The sequence below is a fragment of the Cutibacterium sp. genome, assembly GCF_030525615.1.
Taxonomy (GTDB): Bacteria; Actinomycetota; Actinomycetes; order Propionibacteriales; family Propionibacteriaceae; genus Cutibacterium.
In genome coordinates this window covers 50,819-66,351 of sequence record NZ_JAUNEJ010000002.1, presented here as the reverse complement: position 1 = coordinate 66,351, position 15,533 = coordinate 50,819, and the positions used below count along the sequence as shown (strand labels likewise).

10 protein-coding genes, 4 tRNA genes and 1 pseudogene are annotated in these 15,533 nt (G+C 61.2%); 10 read left to right on the top strand and 5 right to left on the bottom strand.

Going from position 1 to position 15,533, the window contains the following annotated elements; all coding sequences use genetic code 11:
- Positions 1-97 precede the first annotated feature (97 nt).
- The 7 genes from purL to Q4B98_RS03975 all read left to right on the top strand — a co-directional run bounded on the left by purL (position 98) and on the right by Q4B98_RS03975 (position 9,051).
- A complete protein-coding gene (gene purL / locus Q4B98_RS04005) occupies positions 98-2,356 on the top strand; it encodes a phosphoribosylformylglycinamidine synthase subunit PurL (protein WP_303195772.1) in 2,259 nt (752 codons plus the stop codon).
- A 46-nt stretch (positions 2,357-2,402) separates the two neighbouring features.
- Positions 2,403-3,746, top strand: coding sequence for a dipeptidase (locus Q4B98_RS04000; protein WP_303195770.1), 1,344 nt, complete (start codon positions 2,403-2,405; stop codon positions 3,744-3,746).
- A 161-nt stretch (positions 3,747-3,907) separates the two neighbouring features.
- Positions 3,908-5,143 (top strand): MFS transporter, encoded by a 1,236-nt coding sequence (locus tag Q4B98_RS03995; RefSeq protein WP_303196097.1) that lies wholly within the window; start codon positions 3,908-3,910, stop codon positions 5,141-5,143.
- A gap of 55 nt (positions 5,144-5,198) precedes the next feature.
- Positions 5,199-6,686: an amidophosphoribosyltransferase gene (gene purF, locus Q4B98_RS03990; protein ID WP_303195768.1), complete on the top strand. Its 1,488-nt coding sequence runs from the start codon at positions 5,199-5,201 to the stop codon at positions 6,684-6,686.
- The gene (gene purM, locus Q4B98_RS03985) at positions 6,683-7,750 is read left to right on the top strand and encodes a phosphoribosylformylglycinamidine cyclo-ligase (RefSeq protein WP_303195766.1); all 1,068 of its coding nucleotides are present in this window, start codon (positions 6,683-6,685) and stop codon (positions 7,748-7,750) included. Before purF ends, purM begins: the two co-directional genes overlap by 4 nt.
- Before the next feature lie 125 nt (positions 7,751-7,875).
- Complete coding sequence (locus Q4B98_RS03980) at positions 7,876-8,079, top strand: DUF3073 domain-containing protein (protein ID WP_303195765.1); 204 nt, start codon at positions 7,876-7,878, stop codon at positions 8,077-8,079.
- Between the two features lie 15 nt (positions 8,080-8,094).
- Complete coding sequence (locus Q4B98_RS03975; protein WP_303195764.1) at positions 8,095-9,051, top strand: alpha/beta hydrolase; 957 nt, start codon at positions 8,095-8,097, stop codon at positions 9,049-9,051.
- A gap of 264 nt (positions 9,052-9,315) precedes the next feature.
- Here Q4B98_RS03975 and Q4B98_RS03970 read toward each other — a convergent pair.
- The 4 genes and pseudogenes from Q4B98_RS03970 to Q4B98_RS03950 form a co-directional block, all read right to left on the bottom strand.
- Positions 9,316-9,389: transfer RNA gene (locus Q4B98_RS03970), tRNA-Phe, on the bottom strand.
- Between the two features lie 61 nt (positions 9,390-9,450).
- Positions 9,451-9,524: transfer RNA gene (locus Q4B98_RS03965), tRNA-Asp, on the bottom strand.
- A gap of 264 nt (positions 9,525-9,788) precedes the next feature.
- Positions 9,789-9,861: transfer RNA gene (locus Q4B98_RS03960), tRNA-Glu, on the bottom strand.
- A gap of 648 nt (positions 9,862-10,509) precedes the next feature.
- Positions 10,510-11,463: pseudogene (locus Q4B98_RS03950) on the bottom strand (SH3 domain-containing protein); the annotation flags it as partial.
- Between the two features lie 458 nt (positions 11,464-11,921).
- Here Q4B98_RS03950 and Q4B98_RS03945 point away from each other — a divergent pair.
- Both Q4B98_RS03945 and Q4B98_RS03940 read left to right on the top strand, forming a co-directional pair.
- Positions 11,922-11,995, top strand: a tRNA-Lys gene (locus Q4B98_RS03945).
- 147 nt (positions 11,996-12,142) lie between these two features.
- On the top strand, positions 12,143-12,922 hold the full coding sequence (locus Q4B98_RS03940; protein ID WP_303195762.1) for an HAD-IIA family hydrolase: 780 nt from the start codon (positions 12,143-12,145) through the stop codon (positions 12,920-12,922).
- Between the two features lie 42 nt (positions 12,923-12,964).
- Here Q4B98_RS03940 and Q4B98_RS03935 read toward each other — a convergent pair whose 3' ends face one another.
- Positions 12,965-14,467 carry a patatin-like phospholipase family protein gene (locus Q4B98_RS03935; RefSeq protein ID WP_303195760.1) on the bottom strand — a complete coding sequence of 501 codons (1,503 nt, stop codon included), beginning with the start codon at positions 14,465-14,467 and terminating at the stop codon, positions 12,965-12,967.
- A gap of 71 nt (positions 14,468-14,538) precedes the next feature.
- Between Q4B98_RS03935 and Q4B98_RS03930 the strand changes: the two genes are divergently transcribed.
- The gene (locus tag Q4B98_RS03930; RefSeq protein ID WP_303195758.1) at positions 14,539-15,474 is read left to right on the top strand and encodes a cation diffusion facilitator family transporter; all 936 of its coding nucleotides are present in this window, start codon (positions 14,539-14,541) and stop codon (positions 15,472-15,474) included.
- The last annotated feature ends 59 nt before the right edge of the window (positions 15,475-15,533 follow it).

The following is a 15,533-nucleotide window of genomic DNA, read 5'->3' as shown; positions in this document are numbered from 1 at the left end:
GACGGGACGGTTGACGGGGGTACGTGCTGAAGTTCTCAAGGTGTGTGGCATACGTGGTTGGGCGGCAATGGCGTCAGTAAACGGCTAGATTTGTCCTGTGGCAGACACAGTTGAGAACGCCGTCAGCACTCCCGACGTCGAACAGCCATGGGCTGAATTGGGGTTGTCGGCCGACGAGTACCAGCACATCCGGGAGATTCTGGGACGCCGCCCGACCGGCGGTGAGCTCGCCATGTACTCAGTGATGTGGTCCGAGCACTGCTCGTACAAGTCGTCGAAGAAGTACCTGCGACGTTTCGGTGACCTGCCTCAGCGCACGCCACTCGGTCCGTTGCTGGCAGGCATCGGAGACAACGCCGGTGTCGTGGACATCGGCAATGGGTTGGCTGTCACTTTCAAGGCGGAGTCTCACAACCACCCGTCCTATGTCGAACCTCACCAAGGCGCAGCGACCGGAGTTGGCGGCATTGTTCGCGACATCATGGCCATGGGTGCTCGGCCGATCGGTGTTATGAATGCGCTGGCCTTCGGACCCCTCGACCGCCCTGATACTGCCCGAGTACTGCCCGGTGTCGTCTCCGGCATTGCCGACTACGGTAACTGCTTAGGCCTGCCGACGATCGGCGGCCAAACCCTCTTCGACCCCACCTACTACGGAAATCCGCTGGTCAACGCGCTGTGCGTCGGTGTGCTTCGCCACGAAGATCTGCAATTCGCGAAAGCGTCCGGCGTCGGTAATCTCGTCATCCTCTTCGGTGCTGCCACCGGTGGCGACGGTATCGGCGGCGCGTCGATTCTGGCCTCCGAGTCTTTTGCCGCTGGCGGTGAGTCCAAGCGACCCAGCGTCCAGGTGGGTGACCCCTTCATGGAGAAGCTGCTCATCGAATGCACCCTTGACCTGTTCAACGCCGGTGTCGTCGAGGCCCTGCAGGACTTCGGTGCGGCTGGAATCTCGTGTGCCACCTCCGAACTCGCCAGTGCCGGTGACGGGGGTATGCACATCGAACTTGATCGCGTTCCGCTGCGAGACCCGAACCTCGCCCCCGAGGAAATCCTCATGAGCGAGTCCCAAGAGCGGATGGCCGCCGTGGTGCGTCCGGACCAGCTCGACAAGTTCATGGAGATCTGCGAACACTGGGGAGTGGCTGCCACCGTCATTGGTGAGGTCACTGACACTGGTCGTCTCCACGTTGATTGGCATGGTGAGCGGATTGTTGACGTTGATCCGCACACTGTCGCCCATGACGGGCCGGTCCTCGATATGCCGTCGGCTCGCCCGTGGTGGATCGACGAACTCAATGGGAATGACGCCAACAGCCTTCCGCGTGACAACTCAGGGGAGGGACTGGCAGGCGCTCTGCTGGCTCTGGTCGGTTCCCCCCACCTGTGTGACCGTTCCTGGATCACCGACCAGTACGACCGTTTTGTGCGCGGCAACACGGTGCTGGCCCAGCCCAATGACGCCGGCATGATTCGGGTTGACGAGGAGACCAACCTCGGAATCGCACTGTCGGTGGACGCCAATGGCCGCCAAACCACCCTCAACCCCTACCTGGGGGCCCAGTTGGCGCTGTGCGAGGCCTATCGCAACGTCGCCGTCAGCGGGGCTACCCCGGTGGCCGTCACCGACTGCCTCAACTACGGCTCCCCCTACGATCCCGACGTCATGTGGCAGTTTGACGAGACTGTCCTTGGTCTGGTCGACGGCTGCCGTGAACTCGGAGTGCCGGTCACCGGCGGCAACGTCTCACTGCACAACCGCACTGGTGACGAGTCCATCCGGCCTACTCCGTTGGTCGGGGTGCTCGGTGTCATCGACGACGTCCGCACCCGTATCCCCTCAGCTTTCGGTCACGACGGTGACGCCATCCTGCTGCTCGGGGTCACGAAGTGTGAGTTTGGCGGATCGGTCTACGACGACGTCATCCACGCCGGACATCTAGGTGGTATGCCGCCTATGCCCAACCTGCCTGCCGAGAAGGCCTTGGCCGCAGTCATGGGGGAGGCCGCCAAGCGCGGTCTGCTATCCAGCGCCCACGACCTGTCTGACGGCGGCTTGTCTCAGGCCCTCGTGGAGAGTTCTCTGTTGGGCGGGCTAGGGGTGTCGATCACCCTGCCCGAGGGAGAACCCTCGGTGGTGCTGTTCTCGGAGTCTCCGGCTCGCGCCATCGTCTCGCTGTCTGGTGCCGACTACCGGGAATTCACCGATCTGTGTCAGGAGCACGGCGTGCCGGTTGTCCGCATTGGCGAGGTCATCGATCACGGCAAGTTGGAGGTCAACGGACTGTTCAGTCTGTCCCTCGATGAGATCGACCGCACCTGGCGCAAGCCGATTCCGGCTGCCATGGGGGAGTGACCCCTTGACCGTGATCGTGACGGGTTGTGGGCCGTAGACTCTCAGTATGGATCTTTCGCGTGTTCTCCATGATCTGTCCGCCAAAGTGGATGCTGGTTTCGACGGTGCCGTCGAGCAGCTGACTCGTCACGTCGCGGTGCCGTCGATCAGTTCGCAAAACCCCGACGATGTGAGGTCCGGAGCCGAATTCGTCGCGGCTGCCGCTAAGGAGGCTGGCGCGGCTGAGGTCAACGTCATCACTGAGAACGACGGCCTGCCTGCAGTCATCGCCCATTGGCCGGCCCCCGAGGGCAAACCTACTGTTCTGCTGTACTCCCACGGCGACGTCCAGCCCACCGGCAACCTGGACGAATGGCATACTGACCCCTTCGTCGCCACCACTAAGGGTGAGCGTCTCTTCGGTCGCGGCACTGCAGACGACAAAGGCGGCGTGGCAGCTCATCTGGCTGCAATTCGTGCCTTCGACGGCAAGCCTCCGGTCGGCGTCACCCTGTTCGTTGAGGGTGAGGAGGAGATTGGCTCTCCGTCGATGGAAGCCATTATCGCCAATCACAAGGAGGAATTGTCCGCTGACGTCATCGTTATCGCGGATTCTGTCAACTGGACCCAGGGGGTGCCTTCCCTGACAACCACCCTGCGCGGTGTCGTTGACTGTGTTGTGGAGGTTTCCACCCTTGACCATGCCCTGCACTCCGGCCAGTTCGGCGGAATCGTCCCGGACGCCTTGACGACGCTGTGCCGTCTCATTGCCACACTGCACGACGAGACCGGTGAGGTGACCGTCGACGGGCTGAAAGGGTTTGCCGGACCGCAGCTGGACTACCCGGAGGATCGACTGCGTGAGGAGACGGCTGTTCTCGATGGAGTGCAGTGGGTTGGTCAAGGACGCGCCGTCGAGAAGATGTGGACCAAGCCGTCGGTTACCGTCGTTGCTATCGACGCCACTCCGGTCAAGGACGCCATCAATGTCCTGCCTGCGAGTGCCCGCGCCAAGATCAGCTTGCGCGTTGCCCCTGGTCAAGACGCCGGTGAGGCCATGGAGGCCCTCGTCAAACATTTGGAGTCTCATGTCGAGTTCGGTGCCCACATCACAGTGACTCCTGGCCAGCTTGGTCAGCCCGGAATCGTTCCCTTCACCGGTGACAAGGCCGAGGTCGCCAACGAGGCCTTCAAGCTGGCTTGGGGGCGGGAGCCAGTGGAAATGGGTACCGGCGGTGCCATCCCGCTGGTGACTGACTTGCAGAATGCCTTCCCACAGGCCACTGTCCTGGTGACAGCCGTCACTGACCCGCAGTCACGTATGCACGGCATTGACGAGTCCTTGCACCTGGGAGACTTCCGTCGGGCTATCCTCACCGAAGCTCTCATGCTTGCCGGCTTGGCCGAGTGAGTCCCAAGTTCCACTGAAAGACGTTCCCGCGTAGAGTGATCCTGCCTCCGGTTGTTCCGGTAGGCAGGGTCCGGGACGTCTGGTACGAGGAACGATCACCGGGGCCCGCGTCAGAAGGGTGGGCAGACGCGGACAGGTACGTGTCCCCGTCATCGAGAGGTCTGTCCATGTCCTCTGTGAGCTATCGAACGCTGTTTTCCTTACCAGGCGGCACATTTGTCACCGTCTCGGCCATGGCTCGGTTACCCCTGGCCATGAGCCAGCTGGGCACTCTGCTGCTTGTTTCCAGCCCACAGGTGTCCGGGCGTCTGGGGCCTGGTGGGGTGGCTGCCGGGATTGTCGCACTGGCCATCGCTGTCGGGTCTCCCTTCTTCGGTGCCCTGACCGACCGTCACGGTCAGCGCACGGTGTTGTTGGTGCAGTCCCTGGTCGGTGGTATCGCCCTCATCGCCGAAGGAGTGGCAGCTGCAGTGGGAGCCGCATGGCCGCTGGTGGCCGTCATCGGTGGCATTGCGGGGTTTTTCCTACCTCAGATCGGCACTATGGCAAGGGTCCGCTGGCGAGCCATGGGGGCGGCGAATCCCGGGATCGAGGCGGGGGTGCTCGAGACCTCCTTCGCCTGGGAGGGGGCCATTGACGAGGCCTCCTTTGCGATTGGACCGGCCTTGGTCGGAATCCTCGCGGTGCTGGCTGGTCCGGTCCCAGGCCTCATCGTGGCAGGTGTCATGTTATTGGTGCTGGGCAGCTGGTTCGCGGTGGACCCGACGTCAAAGCTCGTCGAGACTCATCGGGATAGGACGAATCAGCGCGGGACACCATCAGGGCGGCTGGATTCCGGCCCGTTGTTGACCCCCGGGGTGTTGGCCACCTGTGTCGGCATGATCTTGATGGGCATGGTTTTCGGGTCGGTCCAAACGGGGACGACCAGTCTTGCCACACAGGCAGGACGACCGGGTCTGGCGGGTCTGCTGCACGCCCTGCTGTCGGTCGGCAGCGCGGCGGCCGGGCTGGCCTTGCCAAGACTGGCGCGTCGTTTGGGTCTGGTGTCGAGATGGAAGCTTTTCGCCGTGGGACTGGCAGTATTCGCAACCCCGCTGCTCGTCGTCAATCATCTTGGGCCGCTGGTTCCCGCCTTGATTGTCCTCGGTATGGCCGCTGCGCCCTACATGATTACCCTCTACAGCGTTGCGGAACGCTCGGCTTCAGCCGGACGAATCGGGACCGTGATGACGCTCATGGCTGCGATGACAAGCCTCGGATATGCCTTCGGGACGACGATGGCCGGACGTCTTGCCGACTGGGGAGGTGCCACCCCGGCATACGCGGTGACCTTCGGTGTTGGCGTGGCCGCAACCATGTTGGCCCTCTCGGTGGCCCGAAAGGTCACTCCGGCCTGAACCGTCACGCACCGTTCCAAACGCGCCTTCGGCCGGTCTGCGATACCGTTGGCTTGTGCCGCGCGCAGACGGAAAGCTCACTGCAGACCTCAACCCCCAGGACCACGGACCCCAGGACGCTTGTGGCGTCATCGGGATCTACGCTCCCGGTGAAGAGGTGTCCAAACTCACCTATTTCGGTATGTATGCCCTGCAACACCGAGGCCAGGAATCGGCTGGCATGGCGGTGTCAGACGGTCGCCGAATGATGGTTTTCAAGGACATGGGGTTGGTGTCCCAGGTCTTTGACGAGGCCACCCTCAACTCCCTGCGGGGACACATGGCCGTCGGCCACACGCGTTATTCGACGACGGGGGCGAGTGTGTGGGACAACGCTCAGCCGACGTTCCGTTCCCGTCAGGGCGGCGGTGGTCTGGCTCTGGCACACAACGGCAACCTCACGAATACCGACTCCCTTGAGGCCCTCATCGCCGAGCGTGCCCCCAATGCCGATATTCCGCACAAGGACCGGATGGATTCCAGCAACGACACTTCGCTGGTGACCGCCTTGATGGCGACCTACGACGGCACCCTTGAAGAGGTCGCGGCCCAGGTGCTGCCTCATCTGAAGGGGGCTTTCAGTCTCGTCTTCATGGACGACCACACCCTGTGTGCCGCCCGGGACCCGCAAGGTATCAGGCCGCTCGTGCTGGGGAGGCTGTCGAGCGGATGGGTGGTCGCCTCAGAGACCGCCGCCATCGACATCGTTGGGGGCACCTTCGTCCGTGAGGTCGAGCCTGGCGAGATGATCGCCATTGACGACGCTGGCCTTCGCACCAGTCGATTCGCCGAAGCACGTCCCAAGGGTTGTATCTTCGAGTACGTTTACTTGGCCCGCCCCGATACCGTCATTGCTGGACGACGTATCCACAATGTCCGCGTCAAAATCGGCAAGATTCTGGCCCAGGAACACCCCGTCGACGCCGATCTCGTCATTCCGGTGCCAGAATCGGGCACTCCAGCTGCCATCGGATATGCCGATGAATCCGGTATTCCCTACGGCATGGGGCTGGTGAAGAACTCATACGTGGGCAGAACCTTCATCCAGCCCTCTCAAACGCTGCGGAACCTCGGTATTCGTCTCAAACTCAACCCGCTGCGTGACGTCATCGAGGGACGGCGCATTGTCGTCGTCGACGATTCCATCGTGCGTGGCAACACCCAGCGTCAGTTGGTGCGAATGCTGCGAGAGGCTGGTGCCGCCGAGGTACACGTGCGCATTTCCTCCCCGCCGGTGGAATGGCCCTGTTTCTACGGCATTGACTTTGCCACCCGGGCCCAGCTCATCGCTCCCGGCCTGGACGTTGAGGACATCTGCCGTTCGATTGGCGCTGATTCTCTGGGCTACGTCAGTTTGGATGGTCTCATCCGAGCCACTCACGTCGAGGCCGACAATCTCTGCCGGGCTTGTTTTGACGGCGTTTATCCGGTGCAGGTGCCAGCGTCCGCCCGAGACGTTGTCGCCGACGCCACCCATACCGATCCCGATGAGGAGAAGCAGTGAGTAACGAGTCCGCATACGCCCGCGCCGGGGTCGATATTGAAGCCGGTGAACGTGCCGTCGACCTCATGAAAGCCCACGTGGCAGCCACTCGTCGACCAGAGGTTCTGGGTGGGCTAGGCGGCTTCGCAGGTTTCTTCGACGCCTCAGCACTGCGGGCATACCGTCATCCGGTGCTGGCTACCTCCACCGACGGTGTTGGTACCAAGGTCGCCATTGCGCAGGCCATGGACGTCCACGACACCATCGGTTTCGATCTGGTCGGCATGTTGGTCGACGACCTCGTGGTGGTGGGGGCGGAGCCATGGTTTGTCACTGACTACATCGCATGTGGTCACGTGGATCCTGACCGGATTGCCAATGTGGTCAAGGGCGTTGCTGCTGCTTGTGCCAAGGCGGGCTGCTCCCTTCTCGGGGGTGAGACGGCGGAGCACCCTGGTCTGTTGGCCCACGACGAGTACGACGTGGCTGGAGCGACGACGGGGGCTGTCGAGTATGACGAGATCCTCGGCCCCCAGCGGGTTCAGGAGGGGGACGCGCTGCTGGCAGTTGCATCGTCAGGCCTGCATTCCAACGGTTACTCCTTGGTACGCAAAGTGTTGCTGGCTGACGCCGGTTGGACTCTCGACCGTCATATCGACGAGCTGGGGCGCACCCTCGGCGAGGAGTTGCTGGAACCCACCACGGTTTACGCCTCCGATTTGTTGGCCCTGGTACGTCAGGTCGAGGTTCACGCCATGAGCCATATCACCGGCGGGGGATTGGTCAACAATCTCGCTCGCGTCATTCCCGACGATCTGGTGGCCACCGTTGACCGCTCGACGTGGACTCCTGCCCCAATCTTTAACCTCGTCCAGCAGGTGGGCGATGTCTCACAACGTGACATCGAGGCAACCCTCAACATGGGTGTCGGAATGGTCGTCGTCATTCCAGAAGCGAACATCTCCGAGGGGATCGAAGTCCTAGCTCAGCGCGGTCTTTCCGCATGGCAATGCGGTTGTGTTTCCCATCGTGGCGGGGTCAACGACCCAGGGGCAGTGCTGGTTTCAAACCATCCTTGTCGCTAGGCCGACGAGGCGGTGCCGGTTCACTTTTTGGCACCATGGTCATCGCTCGGGTAGCCTGTGTCTTACGACAGTTGATGATTTTGGGCGGCAAAGCCGCTACTGATGAAGCGAGGGGGTCGACCCATATGGGGCGCGGCCGTGCAAAGGCGAAACAGACCAAGGTTGCCCGCGATTTGAAGTATCGCTCGGTGAACATGGATCTCGAGTCACTGGAGCGAGAGCTAAGAGGTGGCAAGCGTCAGCAGGAGGATTCTCATGGCGAGGATGGCCTGTCTGACGAGTACGCCGATATCGCCGAGAAGTACGCCCACTACGGCGAGGACGAATGAGCCGGTAATGCGGCCATGAGGTGGCTCAGCGACCCTCTGATCGACGGGTTTGAATACGCCCGGATTGGTCTTCCACATGCAGCCAAGGCCGCCGGTGACCCCGACGGACTCCTGACTGCCAGTGTGGTGCGTCGTCATGAGCCACGTCATCGCCGTGCCATGCTCTACGTCCACGGTTGGTCAGACTGCTTCTTCCAGGCTCATCTTGCCGAGGCAGTGGAGAGCTGGGGATATGACTTCCTCGGTCTCGATCTGCGTCGGTACGGACGAAATCTTGTCCCTGGCCAGATGGCTGGCTGGGTGCGCGATCTTGCCGAGTATGACGAGGAAATTGGCGCAGCTGTGTCATTGCTGCGCGCTGACCACGATTCGGTGACGATCATGGGTCACTCCACCGGGGGGCTCACGGCGCCGTTGTGGGTGTCACGTAACCCAGGACGGGTCAACGGGGTGATTCTCAACTCCCCGTGGATTGATCTGCAAGGGTCATTCTTGACGCGGGCGCTGGCTGGGCCGCTGGCTCGGTCAGTGCGTATCGCGGAACCCACCACGGTTTTGCCGATTCCGTCGCGCGACAACTTCGGTCATTCCATCCGTCGCGAGTTCGGTGGGGAATGGGACGTTCCTGAGGTTAAGGACCCGTCATGGGCGCCATTCGTCACTCGTGCCGGCTGGTTGGCTGCCATCCTTGACGGCCATCAGAAGGTGGCTCAAGGGCTTCACATCGACGTCCCGGTGCTGGTGCTCATTTCCGACCGCAGCGATCTTTCTGCGACCTGGAAGCCGTCGATGAAGTCCGCCGACACTGTTCTCGACGTCGAGAGGCTGGCCCGTGCCTCGGTCAATCTGGGGAGTCATCTCACCCTGATCCGTATTCGGGGCGGACTGCACGATTTGGTGCTGTCTGCGCCGTCAGTGCGTGCCACCGTTTTTGCACAGATGGAGCGGTGGGTAGGCGCGTATCTAGCGTGACCTCTCATCGCGGCTTTGGGGGCGGTTACGACACGTTCCTGTCCTGACCGGTGTAGCTTTACTGCGGCGTACCGAGGGTTGAGAGCCGTGAGGCCGAGTTGAGGCCGTGATAGGCGGTTGGAGCTGCCTACGACGCGGCGGTGAAGTCCCAGGGGTAACCGTACTGGTGAGCTGTACAGGTGAACCGTACAAGAGATCTAGCAAATAGCAGTAGGAATCAGGACGGGGCCGTCAGGCCCTGGTGAATCGCAGGAATTTCTGAGGTGGCCGGGACCGGGGTCGAACCGGTGACCTTTCACTTTTCAGGCGAACGCTACTACCAGCTGAGCTACCCGGCCAACGTGTCCATGTAAAGGTCTCATGAACACGAAAGCGGTGATGCCCTCATCACCGCCTCAGCGACCCCGATGGGACTTGAACCCACGACCTCCGCCGTGACAGGGCGGCGCGCTAACCAACTGCGCTACGGGGCCTTGGCTCTTTCGAGCTTTGACCGCTGCCTCAGGCAGCTCGAAAAATATAGCAAGGTTTTGGGGTGTAAGGGAAATCGAGTCCAGGCTTGGCATTCAAAGACCTGCTGACTAGGGAGTTTAGCTTTTTTGAAGACGCTGGGTGGCAGACTCTTGTGTTCACCTCAAGCGAACAGGGTACGGATGGTGGCGAGGGTCTCACGCGAAATAGCCGCCGCAGGACATGAAAAGATCCCGTACCGGACTGGGTACGGGATCTTCGTGACGTATCCCGGACGGGATTCGAACCCGCGTTGCCGCCTTGAAAGGGCGGTGTCCTAGGCCTCTGGACGACCGGGACTCGACGAAGGCACATCAGTGATGGCGATCAGTCGAACTGGGCCATCATATCCGGGTGGTGCCGTTCGCAGGAAATCCTGGGGGTTCAGGTGGCTCGGAGCGGCCTTGTAGCGGCGGATTTTGGGGGTAGAGGAGGAGATCGGGCGGGAACCTGCTCGCTCCCGCCCGATCGTCACGTCAAGGAATTATCGGCTCATCAGTCCGATATCGAGGTGATGTGGACGTGATCCATGTGGTTGGCAGTGTCGCCGCCACGATCCTCCATGGGCCGCCATCCCTCGCTGTCACGGGACACGTTCCAGATCTTCTGGTGGAAGATGATGTACTGCACGCCAAGCTCATCGGCGTGGGCTTTGTAGTAGTTGGCGATCTTGTAGCCGAGGTCCTGGTTGCTCTTGTAGTGCGGGAGCATGAGGTCGACGGCGTGGCCGGACGGATGGTCCGGGTAGGGATCTGAGCGCACACCGTAGATCGTCGAGATCTGTGGGAAGTGCCGCACGACGTCGTTGACGATGCGCACCGAGCTGGGCCGAAGGCCGATGAGACCTTGGGAATCGCCCTTAATGAGGCGGCTCCATGAATTAGGGATCGACTTAAGAGAGCCGGTGGACGCCGTGTTGCTTCTGGCCTTGGAGGTGCTCAGGTATTGGTTGGAGGCCCACAGGGTGTGGCCTTTGTAGGTGATTTGGGTCCATCCGGAGGTGGTGCGTCCGGTGGTTGTGAGGGCTGTGCCTTTGGGGGCGGTGGTGTAGATGGCGGCGCTGGTTGAGGAGCCTTTGCGTAGGTTGAGGTTGGCGGTGGTGTAGACGGTCTTGGTGTGGGTCTTCTTGGCGCTGCTGGTGGCCTTGGAGGTGCTGAGGTATTGGTTGGAGGCCCACAGGGTGTGGCCTTTGTAGGTGATTTGGGTCCATCCGGAGGTGGTGCGTCCGGTGGTTGTGAGGGCTGTGCCTTTGGGGGCGGTGGTGTAGATGGCGGCGCTGGTTGAGGAGCCTTTGCGTAGGTTGAGGTTGGCGGTGGTGTAGACGGTCTTGGTTTGGGTCTTCTTGGCGCTGGTCGTGCCGCCGGAGGTGCTGAGGTAGCGGGACGCTACCCAGCGGTGCGCGCCGTTGTAGACCACCTGACTGAATCCCTGGGAGGTCTGGCCAGTGAGGCTGACCTTCTGACCAGGGCTGAGTAGGCCCACTTTGGCGGAGTTGACCGAGTGCCCGGCTCGCACGTTGACGTAGGTCGTCGCCTGAGCGATACCGACCGACGACTGTGACGCCGAGGACGAAGAGGAACTCGACGCCGAAGAGCGCAACACCACTGAGGACAGGTAGTGGCGGTCGATGTAGCCGGTCTTTCCACGGTAGGAGACGGGCACCCAGCCGTTAACCGGAAGGCCAATCTGATTGAGTTGCTGACCCCTATCGAGGACGCCGAGGATCGTGGAACCCGGTTTTGCCTGCGCCCTGATGTTGACAGCGGTGCGAGCAGACACCCGAGCGGTTACTGAATTCTGGGAGGCTTGTGCCTGGGAGATGAACATTTGACTTCCGCCGATGGCGAGACCAGCGGTGGCCAAGGTCGCGACCCCGGCTCGAAGTGGGCGCACTACACCCATGGAACTGACTCCTTCCGGCGTGTGGACCCGCCTCGGTACGAGGAACTCCTAGCTCTTCCCCGGATCCGTCCACCGACCCAACTAGGAACTCCTCTCGTGACAAGGGCAATTCAAGGCGGTGAAATCGTCTTAGTCCACTCGCGCGGACTGTTTGCGTTGTCAACGTCAATGCGACACGCCGACAAAAGGCTGAGAATCTCAAAGTTGTTATTTGGTATTCAAAAAGATTACTAATGCCACCCTAAACGGCTTTGGCTAGGTATGATTCCATTGGTATTGAATGAGGTCTGGGAGGTTGGCGTCGTCTCGAAGAGGAGTCTGAGAGTTTTTTGCCAACTCTGAAGTAGTGGTTGACGTTTGGAGCAGCCATCGTCGTAGAAACGGTGTTGGACAGAAGTGGATGTCGCGGTTGCTCGCTCGATGTCGCACTGTCATGAGTGCTTCGCTACACTGAAGGGGCCCCCGTAGCTCAGGTGGTTAGAGCAGCGGACTTTTAATCCGCGGGTCCTGGGTTCGAGTCCCAGTGGGGGCACTTGGTTACGAAACCGGCGAGATGCCGATGGATTGCCGGTGGATTGCCGGTGGATATCGTGCCGCACTGGTGGATTTCGAGTGCACAGAGGTTCTCTTTGCCCAAGGCTGACCTCGCGTAGGCTTAGGCAAAGATAGTCTTGGTCGTATGAGAGATCCCGCAGACATCGAGTGCTGGCTGACCGACATGGACGGCGTGCTCGTCCACGAGAACCATGAGGTGCCTGGTGCCAGCGATCTCATTAATCGATGGGTCGACACCTCGAAGCGGTTCCTGGTCCTGACCAACAACTCGATCTTCACCCCGCGTGACCTTGCCGCCCGGATGCAGACCTCCGGCTTGACGGTGCCCGAGGACAACATCTGGACCTCCGCTCTTGCAACCGCGCATTTCCTGGCTGACCAGCAACCCGGCGCACGTCTCTACGTCATTGGTGAAGCCGGTTTGACGACGGCCCTGCACGAGGCCGGATTCATCCTCACCGACACCGACCCTGATTACGTCGTCCTCGGTGAGACTCGTACCTACTCCTTCGAGGCCATCACCAAGGCCGTCCGATTCATTGTTGACGGGGCACGCTTCATCTGCACCAACCCCGATGCCACTGGTCCGAGCAAGGAGGGGCCGCTGCCCGCGACGGGTGCTGTCGCGTCGATGATCGAGGCTGCCTCGAAACACAAGCCGTACATCGTCGGAAAGCCGAACCCGATGATGTTTCGTTCCGCGTTGAACCGCATTGAGGCTCATTCCGAGACGACCGCCATGATCGGTGATCGAATGGATACCGACATGGTTGCCGGTATGGAGGCTGGCCTGCTGACTGTTCTAGTGCTTTCGGGTATTACCAAGCGTGAGGACGTCAACCAGTACCCCTACCGTCCGAACATTATTCTCGATTCGGTGGCGGACCTTCGCGATCTTCTGTGAGATCTGACGCCGCGACGGCGGTAAACCCTTCGCCGCCGGGATTTACACCTGCCAGGGGATGACGACGTTCTCGGGAGCTGCCGGGTGCCCATGGCCCTCCAACACCCGTCCCCACCTTTCAATACCCTCGGGAGCTAGGTCATCGGACATCCGAGCCGCGACGTCACGCAGATGATCTTTGACCTGCTGCATTTCGTCCATCTCGTCGCGGGTGGCCTCCTGTTTGAGCCACGCCTGCTCCAACTCCCAACCGCGCATCCGGGTGCGAACCGCGTCCTTGATGAGCTCGTGGTCGTCAGAACTGGCCTTGACGTGCTTCTCGGCCGAGCACATCCAGCCGTAATCGCGGTTAATGCGCAGCAAGCCAGGATCAACGGTCATGGAGTCGTGAACGGAGATTTCCGGGCCAATGACGACCGCACCGGCATTGAGGGCATAGGCCACCTCGTCTCGCTCGGTCTCGTCGGTCAGAATCGACACCGATCTGGTCACCAGGTCAAGCATGTTGCGCGAGCCGAAATCAGACTTTCTGCTCGCTCCCTGTGGCGAACAGGTGATGACATACGGGTTCGTGACGCCGAGATGACCAATCGCCATCTCAGCGGGCACGTTTTCCCGCAGGCCGCCGTCAACGTAGTGCTCCCCGTCAAGGTCGACCGGCCGGAACACCCCTGGAATTGAGCACGACGCGAGTACTCCACGGGAGACATCGAAGGTCGAGGAACCAATGGGGTTATTGTCCCGGTCGACGAGCTCGCCGGATTCAGTCATGTAGCGCAATTCCCCGGATTCCAGCGCAACCGTGGCAATCCGGACCGAAACCCCGGAGGTCGCCAGCAATTCGGACTTGAAGAAGTCTCGATCGAGCAGTTTCGCCAGGATGGGGCCAGCCCGGTAGGTTGACGCTGACGTCTCGGCCCCCCGCACGATGGTGGAAATGTCCCCACCATCCAGACTTAGCCGAGACAAGGCAGACAACAATTGCAGGACGACCCCTGGCGTCCAGGAATCGGTGGAAATGGGGTCGTCGCGGGTGGCGATCTCCAAGGTCCGCGCCTGGCCGGTGAGACGGTCGTCGTCACGGCCAGCAACTGGTTCTGTGGGGTCGGGGACCTTCGTCTGTTCTTCACCTCGGTGGAAGGGCAGGCTCAGCCACGGACGCGAGCTCTTCGACTTGGTTGCCTCCCGATTGAGCAGGGACATCCATTCCGGGCCCTTCTCCAACAATCTGGCAAACCACGCCCGGGGTGTGAACATATCGGACTGGTCGGTCATCGCCAGCCACATTGTCTCCAACTGGCGCAATGCGACCGCCTGCTTGGCCGGGTCGGCCCACTGGGCCAGGGTACAGGCCACGATCGATCCGGCTGAGGTGGCTGCCATTGCGGTGGGTGCGATACCAACGACGTCGTAGAGGTGCCGCAGTGCCCCCATCTGAAAGGAGGCCTTCGACCCGCCGCCAGCAAGGACAAGACCCTGCCGAGGGGTTCGGCTTCCGAGTCCGAATGCGAGGGTGGGAATGCCGAGCCATGAGGGAAGTTCCATGCCTCGATCCTAAGGGTGGCAGCCAGCCGCTACGGTTCGAACTGTCGCCGACAAGCTGGGACAATGGTTCAGTGACGACAATTTCTGACATTTCCCAGGTGCCGCCTCGGCACCAGCCACCGGAAGATCTCAGTCGTTTCGCATGGCTGTCGATCGCCGCTGCCACCGTCACAATCTTGTTGAAAACTCTCGCTTGGCGTATCACCGGGTCAGTCGGGCTGCTGTCAGACGCTGCGGAATCCCTCGTCAATCTCGTCGCCGCGATCCTCGCGTTGGTCGCCCTCAAGGTCTCGATTCGCCCGCCGGACAAAAATCATCACTTCGGACACTCGAAGGCAGAGTATTTTTCCGCTGGCGCCGAGGGCATGATGATTTTCATCGCAGCTGCCGTCATCATCTACACCGCGATTCAGCGATTCCTCACTCCACGTCCCATCGAATCAGTGGGGATTGGCTTGCTGGTCTCAGTGCTGGCCTCGGTCGTCAACGGCCTGGTCTCGTGGGTGCTGCTCAAGAATGGTCGTCGGCGTCGCTCCATGACCCTCATCGCCGATGGAAAACACCTGCTGACCGATGTATGGACCTCGGTCGGAGTCCTGGCGGGGGTTGGGCTGGTGTGGCTGACCGGTTGGCAGCGTCTCGACCCGATCGTTGCTTTCGCAGTAGGCGTGAACGTCCTCGTTACCGGGGCCAAGCTGGTCGGACAATCCGGCACGGCTCTGCTCGACGTGTCCTTGCCTCAGGAGGACAACCAGGCAATTCGGGCTTTTTTGGACGCCCATTCCAACGACCACATCAGATTCCATGCGGTGCGTACTCGGGAAGCCGGGTACCGACGCTTTCTTGAGTTCCACATGCTCGTGCCGGGGTCATGGACGGTCAAACAAGGCCATGACGCCATGGAGGATCTTATTGACGAGATCCTCGGGGAATGGCCTGAAATGCGGGTCACCGCTCACCTGGAACCGATCGAGGATCCTCGGTCCTATGAGGACATGGACGTCTGACTCCGCTGTGGTAGGCCATGACTAGGGTCGGTCATGTAGGTCCGCACGCGATGGTGTAT

Excerpts from the sequence above, each read along its gene's own strand:
- Q4B98_RS04000 (WP_303195770.1), top strand. The coding sequence starts at position 2,403 with ATGGATCTTTCGCGTGTTCTCCATGATCTGTCCGCCAAAGTGGATGCT.
- Q4B98_RS03980 (WP_303195765.1), top strand. The coding sequence starts at position 7,876 with ATGGGGCGCGGCCGTGCAAAGGCGAAACAGACCAAGGTTGCCCGCGAT.
- Q4B98_RS03975 (WP_303195764.1), top strand. The coding sequence starts at position 8,095 with ATGAGGTGGCTCAGCGACCCTCTGATCGACGGGTTTGAATACGCCCGG.
- Q4B98_RS03940 (WP_303195762.1), top strand. The coding sequence starts at position 12,143 with ATGAGAGATCCCGCAGACATCGAGTGCTGGCTGACCGACATGGACGGC.
- Q4B98_RS03935 (WP_303195760.1), bottom strand. The coding sequence starts at position 14,467 with ATGGAACTTCCCTCATGGCTCGGCATTCCCACCCTCGCATTCGGACTC.